Source organism: Microbispora sp. NPDC046933, assembly GCF_040644635.1.
Classification (GTDB): Bacteria; Actinomycetota; Actinomycetes; order Streptosporangiales; family Streptosporangiaceae; genus Microbispora.
The window spans coordinates 1-12,421 of record NZ_JBEYWW010000044.1 but is presented as its reverse complement, the minus strand read 5'-3'; the positions used below and the strand labels follow the sequence as shown (position 1 = coordinate 12,421).

Annotated in this window: 11 protein-coding genes; 5 read left to right on the top strand and 6 right to left on the bottom strand. The window is 71.3% G+C overall.

The window, feature by feature from the left end:
• Positions 1 to 2: 2 nt before the first annotated feature.
• Positions 3 to 944: a pseudouridine-5'-phosphate glycosidase gene (locus ABZ857_RS38350; protein WP_357053817.1), complete on the top strand. Its 942-nt coding sequence runs from the start codon at positions 3 to 5 to the stop codon at positions 942 to 944.
• Here ABZ857_RS38350 and ABZ857_RS38345 read toward each other — a convergent pair whose 3' ends face one another.
• Together ABZ857_RS38345 and ABZ857_RS38340 are read right to left on the bottom strand one after the other, a co-directional pair.
• On the bottom strand, positions 945 to 3,152 hold the full coding sequence (locus ABZ857_RS38345) for a M48 family metalloprotease (protein WP_357053814.1): 2,208 nt from the start codon (positions 3,150 to 3,152) through the stop codon (positions 945 to 947).
• The gene (locus ABZ857_RS38340) at positions 3,145 to 3,768 is read right to left on the bottom strand and encodes a hypothetical protein (RefSeq protein ID WP_357053811.1); all 624 of its coding nucleotides are present in this window, start codon (positions 3,766 to 3,768) and stop codon (positions 3,145 to 3,147) included. Before ABZ857_RS38340 ends, ABZ857_RS38345 begins: the two co-directional genes overlap by 8 nt.
• A gap of 255 nt (positions 3,769 to 4,023) precedes the next feature.
• Between ABZ857_RS38340 and ABZ857_RS38335 the strand changes: the two genes are divergently transcribed.
• A complete protein-coding gene (locus ABZ857_RS38335) occupies positions 4,024 to 5,946 on the top strand; it encodes an adenylyl cyclase (protein ID WP_357053808.1) in 1,923 nt (640 codons plus the stop codon).
• A gap of 54 nt (positions 5,947 to 6,000) precedes the next feature.
• Here the strand turns inward: ABZ857_RS38335 and ABZ857_RS38330 are convergent, their stop codons facing one another.
• Positions 6,001 to 6,429, bottom strand: a complete 429-nt coding sequence (locus tag ABZ857_RS38330; protein WP_357053805.1) for an SRPBCC family protein — start codon at positions 6,427 to 6,429, stop codon at positions 6,001 to 6,003.
• Between the two features lie 97 nt (positions 6,430 to 6,526).
• Positions 6,527 to 7,162, bottom strand: coding sequence for a class F sortase (locus tag ABZ857_RS38325; protein WP_357053803.1), 636 nt, complete (start codon positions 7,160 to 7,162; stop codon positions 6,527 to 6,529).
• A gap of 140 nt (positions 7,163 to 7,302) precedes the next feature.
• On the opposite strand from ABZ857_RS38325, the gene ABZ857_RS38320 reads away from it, so the two are divergent.
• Together ABZ857_RS38320 and ABZ857_RS38315 are read left to right on the top strand one after the other, a co-directional pair.
• Positions 7,303 to 8,511, top strand: coding sequence for a glycosyltransferase family 2 protein (locus ABZ857_RS38320; RefSeq protein ID WP_357053800.1), 1,209 nt, complete (start codon positions 7,303 to 7,305; stop codon positions 8,509 to 8,511).
• A 2-nt stretch (positions 8,512 to 8,513) separates the two neighbouring features.
• Positions 8,514 to 8,678 carry a hypothetical protein gene (locus ABZ857_RS38315; protein WP_179155170.1) on the top strand — a complete coding sequence of 55 codons (165 nt, stop codon included), beginning with the start codon at positions 8,514 to 8,516 and terminating at the stop codon, positions 8,676 to 8,678.
• A 16-nt stretch (positions 8,679 to 8,694) separates the two neighbouring features.
• Here ABZ857_RS38315 and ABZ857_RS38310 read toward each other — a convergent pair whose 3' ends face one another.
• Positions 8,695 to 9,354: a response regulator transcription factor gene (locus tag ABZ857_RS38310; RefSeq protein WP_193204355.1), complete on the bottom strand. Its 660-nt coding sequence runs from the start codon at positions 9,352 to 9,354 to the stop codon at positions 8,695 to 8,697.
• Between the two features lies 1 nt (position 9,355).
• Positions 9,356 to 11,344: a histidine kinase gene (locus tag ABZ857_RS38305; protein ID WP_357053796.1), complete on the bottom strand. Its 1,989-nt coding sequence runs from the start codon at positions 11,342 to 11,344 to the stop codon at positions 9,356 to 9,358.
• Positions 11,345 to 11,500: 156 nt separating this feature from the next.
• On the opposite strand from ABZ857_RS38305, the gene ABZ857_RS38300 reads away from it, so the two are divergent.
• Entirely contained in the window at positions 11,501 to 12,184 is a 684-nt protein-coding gene (locus ABZ857_RS38300; RefSeq protein ID WP_357053793.1) for a hypothetical protein, read from the top strand.
• The last annotated feature ends 237 nt before the right edge of the window (positions 12,185 to 12,421 follow it).

Here is a 12,421-nt window from a genome sequence, read left to right as displayed (position 1 = left end):
CGATGACTCGGGAGCATGGGCGCGTCCCGCTGGTGTTCAGCGAGGAGGTCGCGGACGCACTCGCCGAGGGCCGGCCGGTGGTGGCGCTGGAGTCGAACGTCATCACCCACGGCCTGGCCTATCCGGACAACGCGGCGACGGCGCGGAAGGTCGAGGACGCGGTCCGCGCGGGCGGCGCGATTCCGGCCACGATCTGCGTCGAGGGCGGCCGGATCAAGGTCGGCATGACCGACGAGGACGTCGAGCGGTTCGCCTCGACGCCCGGCATCCCCAAGGTCAGCAGCCGGGACCTGCCGGTGATCCTGGCCCAGGGCGGGCTCGGCGCGCTGACCGTGGCCAGCTCGGTGGTGGCGGCCGAGCTGGCCGGCATCCCGTTCTTCTCGTCGGCCGGCATCGGCGGCGTGCACCGGGGCGCGGAGAAGACGATGGACGTCTCCTCCGACCTGATCCAGTTCACCCGGTCGAAGGTGGCCGTCGTCTGCGCCGGGGCCAAGAGCATCCTCGACCTGAATCTGACCATGGAGTATCTGGAGACCCACTGCGTGCCGGTGGTGTCGTACCGGTCGGACGACTTCCCGGCGTTCTACTGCGTCTCCAGCGGCATCCGCAGCCCGCAGCGGCTGGACGACGAGCGGATGATCGCGCGGGCGGTGGAGAACCACTGGGCGCTGGGCAACAACAGCTCGTTCCTGATCACCACGCCGGTGCGGGAGGAGGACGCGATCGACGCGTCCGAGGTGGACGCGGCCATCGCCGGCGCGATGGCCGCGGCCGAGCGGGACGGCGTCCGCGGCAACGCGATCACCAAATATCTGATGCGCGCCGTGGACGCGGCCACCGAGGGCCGGTCGTCCAGGGCGAACATGTCCGTGCTCGTCAGCACGGCCGAGGTCGGCGGCCGTCTGGCCGCGGCGCACGCCGAGTACGTCAGGGAGACCGCCTGATCACCCGCCGGCCCGCAGGTCCGCCATCCCGCGGACCTGCGGGCCACGGAGGATGAGAAGCATCGCGACCAGCAGCGACACCACCAGGCCTGAGGGATAGAGGAACGTCATGAGGCGCAGGTCCGTGATGGCCAGTGGAGATACGCAGGGGCCGGTCGCGCAGGACGCCAGGCTCATGGCGACGGCCGCGCCGGCCCCCGCCGGGAGGTTCGCGAGGGTCGCCGCGAGCATGGCGTGCGGCAGGCGCAGAGTGCGTGTCACGGTGACGGCCAGCACTACGGCGAGGATCTGCGCCAGCACCCCGGCCGCCATGCCGGACCAGACGAGGAGAGTGGCGAGTTCGTCGGACCGCCGCGTGGGTGGAACCGCGAGGAAGACGAGCAGGTACACGGTCAGGAGACCGAAGGTGACGCCACATGCGGCGATGAGACCGGCCTGGACTCCCCGGGCGGGGATGGGCCGGGGGGCGGCGAGCCGGGCGGTTTCCGGCAACGGAGTCAGGGACACCCATGTGCGCGGCGGGCCCGCTCGCACCCACCTCGCCGTGGCCGCGAACGGCGCCGCCCACAGCAGGACGACGAAAACGGTCAGGCCCGCCAGCAGCCCATACGCGGGCTCGACGATCAGCACTCCGAGGAAGACCAGGACCTGGGGGACGTCGGGAAACACCATGCGCGCCGTCATGTTGACCGATGACGGCAGATCGAGGGCGAACGCAAGCCAGGCGGTGAGCACGACGGCGGTCACCGCCGCGCAGCCGAGGACGGTGGGCAGCGGCGTGCGGCGACTCGCCGCGTACGGCAGCCACGCGGCCAGCAGATCGGTGATCCACTGGACCGTCAGCAGCGCGCCGGCCACCATCAGGCCCGCCCACACGAGCCACAGCGCCGGCGGCATCGACGGCATCCCCCCGTCCCCGGAGAGCGGGACGTCACTTGGTCGCACCCCGAAGCCCGGCGTGACGAAGGTGCCGAGCACGAAACCCGTGCCCAGGCCGATCCCGAGGGGGCCCAGGCTCGTGGGACGACCGGTGAGACCCGCCGCCAGCACGACTCTGAAGATCCCGAAGGTCAGCGCGCAGGCGAGCAGCGCCGTGAACGGCGCCAGATGAACCCACTCTCCCGGTGGGTCGGGGGAAAGCCAGCCGGCTATGAGCGTCAGCGAGGTCAGGGAGTAGACGGTGGTCGTGCCGAGGGCCAGGCCGTCGCCGAAACCGACGGCGATCACGCGGCTTGGATCGGTGAGAGCCGCCCGGCGGTGCTCCGCCTCGGGATGGTTGCCCCAGCCCCAGCGCCGGGCGAACCGTCGCGGCAGTGCCCGGCCGCTGAGCGCCCGGTGCAGGATCTCCGGCGTACCCCACCGCGCGGCGCGTGCGTCGGCGTAATGCTCTCGCGAGCGCAACGTCGCGTCGCGGACCATGCGAACGAGCAGCGCGGTGACCACCAGCCGCCAGACGACCCCTCCCAGCTGGCTCACGATCGCGCTCGCGAACGCCGGAACGAGGACGAGTATGACCCAGGACCGCCACACGGCGATCGTCAGGTAGGTCGGGTCGATGTCTCCGTTCCGGACATGGGCGAGTTCGTGCAGCATCACCGCGCGGAACCGTGCGGGGTCGGTGGTCGCGCTGTGGACGAGCCCACGGGAGAGCACGATGTGACGGCGACCGACGCGGCCGAAGGCGAGCCCGGTCACGCGGCGGTCGAGAGGGTCGAACAGGAAACGGGCCTCACCGACACCGGTGATCCGCGTCAGCTCGTCGAGCTGCCGGTGCACCTCGGGGAGCGCCGACGGCGGCGGAAGGGGGGTCAGGCGCCTGCGGCGGATCAGCCGGCGCGGAATCCACCAGTAGATCGCGAGCGCGAGAACGAACACCGCCGCGATCATCGCGATCGTGTAGAGGCCCATGCCGGCCGAGACGTGCGGGTGGCACGTCTCCACGACGTACCGGCCCATGGTCTCCAGCCGATCCACGAGAGCCTTGCCCGTGACGTCCGGCATCCCCTGTAAGAGCCGCTGGATGCAGGCTTCCTCGTCGTTCTTGCTCGCCAGCGCGCCCGGCACGATCGCGTATCCACGCGGCGCGGTCAGCAGGGGCGTGATTCCGACGACCGCCGCGACGAGCAGCCCGAACCGATACCAGGTGTCGGCGCCCAGGACGAACGGGTTGGACCTGGGCGGTTCTCGTCCGCCTGCCGCCCTATTCACCGGCGTTGTCCCGACCGGAGGTGGCCAGCTGGCCGAGGATCGCGTCCGCGATCAGCTCCGCCTTCTGCGGGGTCATGTCGAGAGAGGTCGCCGCGCGTACGGCGACCTCGCGTACCTTGAGGAGTTGCTCGCGCGAGAAGGACGGCGGCAGGGTGAGGCTCCGTGTGGCGGGACGGCGGCGGAGCCGGCGGAAGAAGCGAAGGACGCGACGCACCAGCCGGCGGATCCAGGCGTCCCCTCCGGCTTCCTCGAAGGTGGTCTCGTAGATTCGGGAGGCCAGGAACTCGAATACCGCCGCGGTCGCCCCGAGCGCGGCGGTGGTCACGAGCGGCACGATTTCCTGCCCGTCGAATTCGAGTTCCGTCAGCCTGCGCCGGCCTGCCCGCGCTTGGCGTCCGGATGCGAAATACGCCTGGCAGGTGGTCTCGAAAAGGGGGAGTTCCTCCGGCGCGACGGCGCCGACGACCCTCCGTGCCAGTTCAGGGATTCGCAGCGTGGCGTCCGTACGCCGCATGTCGCTTCCTCTCGAATCGGCGTAATGGCAATCACCTGTGCGTCCATACATTAACTCCCGGGCAATCCAGAGGAACGGGGTTTGATTTTCGGGCACGGGCATATAAGTCGTTTCCGGGCAATCGCAAAGGTGGCGGCCCGCTTCTCCGCGACCTCCAGGCGGCGCCCGGGCGACGCCGGGAAGCGGCCGGGCGGGCGGCCGTCCCGCCCTGGAGGAAACAAGGAGGGCCCCGGGGCATAGCGCTGGGGCCGGTTCGCGCGGTACAAACGTCCCACACATTTTTCAGGGCTTGATACAAGGCGGGCCCGTGAGAGAGCGCTCTCTCGGCTGCGTACGCAGCGGAAAGGACGAACCGGTATGACGACCCAGACTCCTGGCATTGGGAGTCCCACGAGGCGGCGCCCCGGCCGCCGGCTGATCGGCCGGGCGTTCACGTTCGGTCTCGTGCTGACCACCGCCGTCGTGACGGCGGGAGCGACGGCCGCCACCGCCGCCGCACCGGCCCCGGCCTCCGGAAACCACGGGAACCACGGGAACCAGGGAGGTCCCGACCTCGGGCCGAACGTCACCGTCTTCGACCCCGGCATGCCGGTCGACCAGATCCAGGCGACCCTGGACGCGGCGCACGCGGCGCAGGTCGACAACGAGATGGGCGCCGAGCGCCACGCCTACCTCTTCAAGCCCGGCACGTACGGCACCGCCGAGCACCCGCTCCAGATCAAGGTCGGCTACTACACCGAGATCGCCGGCCTGGGCGCCTCGCCCACCGACGTCGTCATCAACGGCAAGGTCGAGGTCTACAACCGCTGCCTGGAGAACAACGGCACCGGCAACTGCCTCGCGCTCGTCAACTTCTGGCGCACGCTGTCGAACCTGTCGATCAACGTCAACGCCGCGGGCCAGGACGGCTGCCGCCAGTCGGCGAACTTCTGGGCCGTCTCGCAGGCGGTCTCCATGCGCCGCCTCAACGTCAGCGGCGGCACCCTGTCGCTGATGGACTACTGCACCGCCGGCCCGCAGTACGCCAGCGGGGGCTTCATCGCCGACTCCCGGCTGCCGTCCGTCACCAACGGTTCCCAGCAGCAGTGGCTGACCCGCGACACCGAGGTCGCCGGGTGGTCCAACGCTGTGTGGAACCAGGTCTTCTCGGGCGTCGTCGGCGCGCCGGACGAGTCCGGGTTCCCCAACCCGCCCTACACCACTGTGGACAACACCCCCGTCAGCCGGGAGAAGCCCTACCTGTACGCCGACGCGCAGGGCAGGCTCAACGTCCGCGTGCCCGCCGCCAGGAAGAACACGCGCGGCGTCTCGTGGGCGGACGGCATGACGCCGGGCCGCACGGTGCCGCTGTCGGACTTCTACGTCGCGAAGCCGTCCGACTCGGCGCAGGCCATCAACAGCCAGCTCGCACGCGGCAAGAACCTGCTGCTCACGCCCGGCGTGTACGACATCGCGCGGAGCATCGAGGTCAAGCGCCCCGACACCGTGGTCCTCGGCCTCGGGCACGCCACCCTCACCGCCGTACGCGGCGCGATCCCGCTCGACGTCGCCGACGTCCCCGGCGTGGTCGTCGCCGGAGTCACCGTCGACGCGGGTCTCCAGAAGTCCCCCGTCCTGCTGCGGGTGGGCGACAAGCACGGGTGGCACCGGAGCTCGGCGGACAACCCGACGACCCTGTCCGACGTGTACTTCCGGGTCGGCGGCCCGCACGTCGGCAAGACCGAGACCGCTCTCGAGGTCAACAGCGACAACGTGCTCATCGACCACACCTGGGTGTGGCGCGCCGACCACGGCGTCGAGGGCTTCACCGACACGCAGCGCTGGAACACCAACATCGGCCGCTACGGCGTGGTCGTCAACGGCGACCACGTGACGGCGACCGGCCTGTTCGTCGAGCACTTCCAGCGCTACAACACGGTCTGGAACGGCGAGGACGGCACGACGATCCTCTACCAGAACGAGCTGCCGTACGACCCGCCCACGCAGGCCGACTGGATGAACGGCTCCGTCGAGGGCTACGCCGGCTACAAGGTCGGCGACCGTGTGAAGAGGCACAATCTCTACGGCGCGGGCGTCTACGTCTTCAACCAGAACAACCCGCAGATCCACACCGAGAACGGCTTCGAGGTCCCGCGGACCCCGGGCGTGAGGCTGCACCACATCATGACGGTCAACCTCAGCGCCGGGACGATCGACCACGTCGTCAACGGCGTCGGCGACGCGGCCGACACGACCAGGGTCGGCGCGCCGGTGTACATCGCGGACTACCCGTCCCAGTAATCACGTCACCCGCTCGGGTGGGCCGGGGTTCCCGGACTCCGGCCCACCCCTCCCTCAGGAATCGCCGCGGGACTCGCAGCGCCGTTTGAGGCTCTCCGCCTCCGTGCGTACGTACCTGCGGGTCCGGCCACCGATCAGCAGGCTCATCAGCGGCGCCAGCGGTCCGGACTGGTCGATCCCGAGCAGGACCGACACCCCGCCCTCCCGGGGCGTGAGCACGTGCGTCGCGAGCGTGGTGACGCCTGCGCCCGCCGCCCGCCAGGCGAAGGAAGCACCATCGGTGAACTCCGTCACCTGCCAGACCATCGGGGGAAGCCCCGGCTGCTTGATGCGCACGCGGCTGCCGAGGCTCAACGGGCCGTCGCCGAGGTGCTCCACCGCGGTCATGGTGGGCGTGAACTCGGGCCATCCGGCGACGTCCGTCATGACCCGCCAGACGCGCTCCGCGGTGGCGTCGATGTCGACGCCGGTCTCGAACCGCATGCCCGCACTCCCTCTTCGTCTCCGACCCGGGTGGCCCGGCGGCTCAGGTGAGAGCCGCGAACGCCCTCACGATGATGCGGTCGTCCCCTGCGGTTGATCAACGGGCCTGCGGGCGGCGTCCGGCCACGAGGTGGGCGTAGACGATGATGTTGTCGCGGTAGTGGCCACTGGCGGTGTCGAAGGCTCCGCCGCAGGTGATGAGGCGCAGGCCGGGGAACTTCACCATCCCGTAGACCTTTCGGGTGGGGAAGCGGTCCTTCGGCACGCTCTCCAGGGAGTCCACCTCGAAGATCACCTGGGTGCGGTCCTTCCTGGAGATCCTCACCGTGTCGCCCGGCCGCAGGTCCCCGAGCCGGAAGAAGACGCCGGGCCCCTTCTTCGAGTCGACGTGACCGGCGATGACCGCGGGACCGGGTGAGCCCGGCGACGGACCGAGGCGATACCACCCGGCCTCGTCGACCCTGTCGAGTGGCGGGACCTCCAGCGTCCCGTCCGGGTTCTTGCCCAGTGTCATCAGCGTGGTCCGCACCCCGATCCTCGGGATCTCCAGCATGACCGGCGGTGACGACGACAGGGCGCGTGCGGTGGCCTTTGGATTCGCCCGAGGAGTGGAGGCGCTGACGGGAGGCGCGGGCGGCGCCGCTTGACGGTCGCCGGAGCACCCGGCGGCGACCGTGACGGCGGCGGCGACCGCGGACAGGTTCAGTAGGACGGCGACAGCCGACCTGCCCATTTCATCACCGTTCCCGTACTGAAATCTCCTAGCACATCTTATGTCTCTTTGATGTCAACCAGTCACTGCCGTCACGCGTGTAACCTCTTGGAAGTAGTCACCACAATGCGGCGGTTTGCTGGGAGCTGGACGGGTTTCAAGTGGTTCAGTCAGAAACTCTGCCCAGGCCGCCGGAGGCCGGGCGCGGCGGACACGCCGTCCCGCCGGGCCACCCGGAAAACATCGCGGAGCCGCGCACGGGCCGCCACCGGGCCGGGAAGGGCGCCGACGGCAAGCGGGACCTCCCGGAGGTCGACCCCTCGCGCATGCACGTCACCGTGCTGGTCCCGGCGCACAACGAAGAGGACCAGATCGCCGAGACGATGACGTCGCTGCACGGCCAGCGGCGCAGGCCCAACCGCGTCATCGTGATCGCGGACAACTGCACCGACAGGACCGCGGAGATCGCGCGCGCGCACGGCGCCGAAGTGATCAGGACGGTCGGCAACCGCCACAAGAAGGCGGGCGCGCTCAACCAGGTGCTCGAAGTCCTGCTTCCCCAGCTCGGGTCCCGGCACGCCGTACTGGTCATGGACGCGGACTCGGCGCTCGACCCCGGTTTCATCCACCACGCCGTCCTCCGGCTGGCCACCGGCGAGCTGGCCGCGGTGGGCGGCACCTTCACCGGCAAGCCGGGCGGCGGCATGGTCGGCATGTTCCAGCGCAACGAGTACGCGCGCTACGCCAGGGACGTGCGGCGGCTGCGCGGGAAGGCGCTGGTGCTCACCGGGACGGCGACGCTGTTTCGCGCGCTCGCGCTCAAGGAGGTCGTCAGGGCCCGCCGCGGCGGCCGGCTCCCCGGCCGCGACCAGGTGTACGACGTGCGCGTCCTGACCGAGGACAACGAGCTCACCCTGGCGCTGCTGCACCTGCGGTTCCGCATCCTGTGTCCCGCGGAGTGCACGCTCACCACCGAGGTCATGGAGACCTGGAAGGACCTGTTCAAGCAGCGGCTGCGGTGGAAGCGGGGGGCGCTGGAGAACCTCACCGACTACGGCTGGACGCGGGTCACGTTGCCCTACTGGGGCCGTCAGCTCCTGTCGCTGATCGGGATCATTGTGATCTTCGCGTACCTCGGCGCCACGGCCTGGTCGATCGCCGTCACGGGCACGCTCAACTTCCATCCGCTCTGGGTGGCGGTGACGGGCGTCTTCATGGTCGAGCGGATCGTGACCGTACGGAGCAGGGGCGGCAGGCAGATGGCCGTCGCCGCCCTGCTGTTCGTCGAAATGATCTTTGACGTCTTCCTGCAGATCGCACAGGCGAAAGCCTTCTGGGACGCCGCATGGCGTCGGGAAAGGAAATGGTGAACATGTACAACAACCCACCCATCGGGGGCGTCGCGGCGGGCTTCGGCGGTGCGGCGCTGACCGCCCCGTTCGTGGGCTGGAACGCGCTCTGGATCGCCCTGGGCCTGTTCACGCTGGTCTCGGCCGCGGTGGCGGTCAAGCGGATCATCCCGAAGCGGGAGTCCTGATCCCGTTCGGCGAGGCTCAGCGCCGGCCGGGAAGGCCGGCGCCGAGCCCGGCGTCCCTGGCGCGGGCCACCGCGGCGGCGCGGTCGCTCACCCCGAGCTTGCCGTACACCGCGCTCACGTAGTTGCGGACCGTCTTGTCGGAGACGTAGAGCCGGGAGGCGATGGCGGCGTTCGACAGCCCCCGTGCCATCAGGTCGAGGATCTCCACCTCGCGCTCGGTGAGCTCGGGCAGGACCGGGTTGGCCACGGGCCGCCGGGTCTCGGCGCCGACGAGCCCGGCGAGTGCCCGGGCGGCGTTCGGGCCGAAGTAGGCGCCGCCGTCCCCGCATGCCTCGAGCGCCCGCAGGATCTCGGCGCGGCCCGCCCCCTTGAGAAGATAGCCGCGGGCGCCCGCCCGTACGGCCGCCGCCAGCGACTCGTCGGACTCCAGCATCGTCAGCACCACGACGGCGACGCCCGGAAGCTCTGCCCGCAGCCGTCCGGTGGCCTCGACGCCGTTCATGACCGGCATGTGCAGGTCCATCAGGACGATGTCGGGCGTGAGCCGGACCGCCAGCTCGACGGCGGCCGCCCCGTCCCCCGCCTCGCCCACGACCGTGACGTCGGGACGACCGGACAGCGCCGCGATCAGCCCCTCGCGGTACATGGGGTGATCGTCCACGATCAGCACGCGCATCTCACACCTCGACTCTCGGCAGCCGCACGCGGATCTCGGTACCGCCGTCCACCGGGGCAAGAATCTCGCATTTCCCGTCGAGCTGGGCGGCGGCCTCCGTCATCGACTCCAGGCCGACGCCCGCTCGCCACCCCGGGGCGGAGCCGGCCATGCCGACGCCGTCGTCCCGTACGGTGAAGTGCAGCGCGTCGGGCGACAGCGCCACGTCGATGTCGCAGCCGCCGGCACGCGCGTGACGGGCGGTGTTGGCCAGCGCCTCGCCCACGATGCGCAGCGCCGCCGCCTCGGTGGCGGCCGGAAGCGGGGGCAGGCCCTGCTCGGGCAGGCGTAGCCGGACGGCGAGGCCGGGGCGGTCGAAGGCCGCCGCCTGTGCGCGCAGCGCCTCGGCCAGGCCCAGGTCGTCGAGGGCGGACGGGCCGAGGCCGTCCACGATCCTGCGGACGTCGCTCACGGCGCCGGCCAGCCACGCGGCGCATCGGTCGGCCAGTTCACCCGCCCCGGCCGGGTCGGTGGTCACGAGGTCGCGGACGGTCTCCAGTTGCAGCTGAACGGCCGACAGGCTCGGTCCGAGATGGTCGTGCAGGTCCCGGCGCAGCCGGCGGCGTTCCTCGGCGCGCGCGGCGACCAGCGCCCGACGTGACCGGTCCAGGTCCGAGGCGAGCCGGGCGGCGTGCGCCGTCGCGCCCGCCTGCCGGGCCAGCACGTGCAGCAGCCGGGCCTCGGCGGGGCGGAACTCCCCGGCGCGCGGCCGGGTCAGCAGGAGCTCTCCCACCGCCTCTCCGGCGTGCACAAGCGGCACCCGCACAGGATCGGCGCCGAGATCGTCCCCGTGGCGGGACTGCGGCCCGTCGAGCACCAGCACCCACACGGCCGGCACCCGCAGGATCCTGGCGACGTCCCCGGCCAGCCGCTGCAGTGCCTCGGCGGGGGCCGCCGCCGTCTCCAGCGTCGCCCCCAGCCGCCCCAGCGCGTCGTACGGATCAGCCGCGTCGCCGTACAGCAGCCGCCGAACTCCCCGCTGCAACAGGCGGTTGAAAGGAGCCACGCTGACGGCGACCACCGCCGCGGCGACGAGGGGAGCGCCGACAGTGCGGCCGAGCAGATCCCCGAGCAGCGCGACGACGACCGTGTAGCAGACAGCGATCTCGGCCGACATGAGCGCCCAGACCAGCCCGCGGCGCAGCACGATCTCCATGTCCCACAGCCGGTACCGCTGGATCGCCGCCAGCACGGAGACCGGCAACGGTACGGCGGACGCCGCCAGCAGCACCCCCGAGCCGCGCGCAGGCACCGCCTGGGCGGCGGCCAGAAGGAGCAGGGTGCCCGCCATTCCCGTGGCGACCCACGCCAACTGGCCGCGCCTGTCGCCCTCAGCCCGGCGCAGGCGTACGCCCAGGGAGGCGAGCCCGCCCAGCGCCGCGATGGCGATCAGGATCAGGCTGACCGGAAGGAGCGCCTCCGCGCCCGCGACCCCCAGGGGGTTGACAAGGCCGCTTTCGGCCAGCGCCGGATCGTCGCTGTGCTCCCAGGGCAGCAGTGCCCAGGCGGCCGACCCCGTCACCACGGCGACGCACCCGGTGTACATCAGGGGGCGGAACACTCCCACCGGCCGCTCGCCTGACGGCAGCCAGTAGGGAACGACGGCCGCCACGATCGCGTATGCGGGAAGCCAGCTCCAGACCGACAGCCAGAGCACGGTCAGATGGCCGGGCCAGCCGAGCACGGCCGCCGTGGCGGCGTACTCCGCCGCGAGGGCGCCGGTCGCGGCGCTCGCGCTCACCGCGACGAAGAGCCGGCCAAGGACCGTCCGGCCGCGCCGGATCAGGAACGCGCCGGGCGGGCCGTACACCAGAGCGGTCACCGAGATCCACAGCCAGTAGTCGTCGGCGAACCCCGCGGATGACCGCAGCCGCAGCCCGAATCCGGCCAGGGTCGCCGCCGCCGCGGCTCCCGCGACCCACTCCCCGGTCAGCACCAGACGCGAACGCACAAGGGGAATTGTCCGTTATCTGATGTCCCGTCCGCATGGGACAAATCGTCCTTCTTGTAGTTGGCGACTGCGTGCTCAGGCCGCCCGGGACACGGCCGCGCCAGTGTTCTCGAAGTGCGGCCAGACGGGACGCACGTCAAGAAGGAGCACAAACCCATGAGCACGCCCTCCACCTCCCGCAAGCCCTACCTGCTCGCGGCGGCGGTCGTCGCCGGCCCGTTCGCCGCACTGGTGTGGCACCTGGCCGACACGGTCGGCCTGCCCCGGACCGCGGCGGCGGACTACCTCGGCCAGGTGGCCGCCGACCGGGACGGCTACGCTCTCGGCACTCTGCTCTACATGATCTTCGTCGGCAGTTCCATCCCCGGCGGCCTGGCGGTGATGCGGGTGCTACGCGAACGGGCGCCGCTGGCAGGGACGATCTCCGGGCTGCTGCTCGCCCTGTCCGGCGCGCTCGGGCTGGTCGTGTCGGGCATGAGACCGGTCGTGCTGGGCCTGGCGCCCGAAGGCGGAGCAGTCGCCGAGGCGGTCGCGGCATACGAGAGATACCAGGGCTCGGCGTGGTTCGGCGGAGTCATGCTGCCCATGCTGGCGTCGGTCGTGATCGGCCTGGTCACGCAGGCCGCCGCGATCCTGCGTACCGGCGTCTTGCCGCGCTGGACGGCCCCTCTCCTGGTGGCCGGGTTCGTCCTTTCCAGCGGAGAGTTCAATCCCGCGGTCACGGTGGCGGGTGCGCTGGTCCAACTCGCGGGCACCCTGCCGCTGGCCGCCAAGCTTCTCGCCACCACCGGGACCGAGAGCGAGTCCGAGCCGGCGCACGCGGCCCTCGCCCGAGGCTGAGACGACGGCGGCAGGGTCCTTTCGTCAGTTTCGGCCGGACTGCGTCTTGAGCCGGGACCTCCCGATCACCCGGAGCCGGTGTCGACGGGATGGGCGGCCTGCAGGCGGTGCCCGTCGTCCCCCGCCTCGTTCCCGGTCGCCCGGCCCCGGCGCAGGGCGGCGACCGCCGTCGCGACGGCGGGCACCAGGATGACCGCCGCCGCGACGTTGACCGCGCGGAAGCCGCCGGCGGCGAGG

Coding starts and splice junctions, on each gene's coding strand:
- ABZ857_RS38340 (WP_357053811.1), bottom strand. CDS start 3,768: ATGCCCGTGCCCGAAAATCAAACCCCGTTCCTCTGGATTGCCCGGGAG.
- ABZ857_RS38325 (WP_357053803.1), bottom strand. CDS start 7,162: ATGGGCAGGTCGGCTGTCGCCGTCCTACTGAACCTGTCCGCGGTCGCC.
- ABZ857_RS38335 (WP_357053808.1), top strand. CDS start 4,024: ATGACGACCCAGACTCCTGGCATTGGGAGTCCCACGAGGCGGCGCCCC.
- ABZ857_RS38310 (WP_193204355.1), bottom strand. CDS start 9,354: ATGCGCGTGCTGATCGTGGACGATCACCCCATGTACCGCGAGGGGCTG.
- ABZ857_RS38315 (WP_179155170.1), top strand. CDS start 8,514: ATGTACAACAACCCACCCATCGGGGGCGTCGCGGCGGGCTTCGGCGGT.
- ABZ857_RS38330 (WP_357053805.1), bottom strand. CDS start 6,429: ATGCGGTTCGAGACCGGCGTCGACATCGACGCCACCGCGGAGCGCGTC.
- ABZ857_RS38300 (WP_357053793.1), top strand. CDS start 11,501: ATGAGCACGCCCTCCACCTCCCGCAAGCCCTACCTGCTCGCGGCGGCG.
- ABZ857_RS38350 (WP_357053817.1), top strand. CDS start 3: ATGACTCGGGAGCATGGGCGCGTCCCGCTGGTGTTCAGCGAGGAGGTC.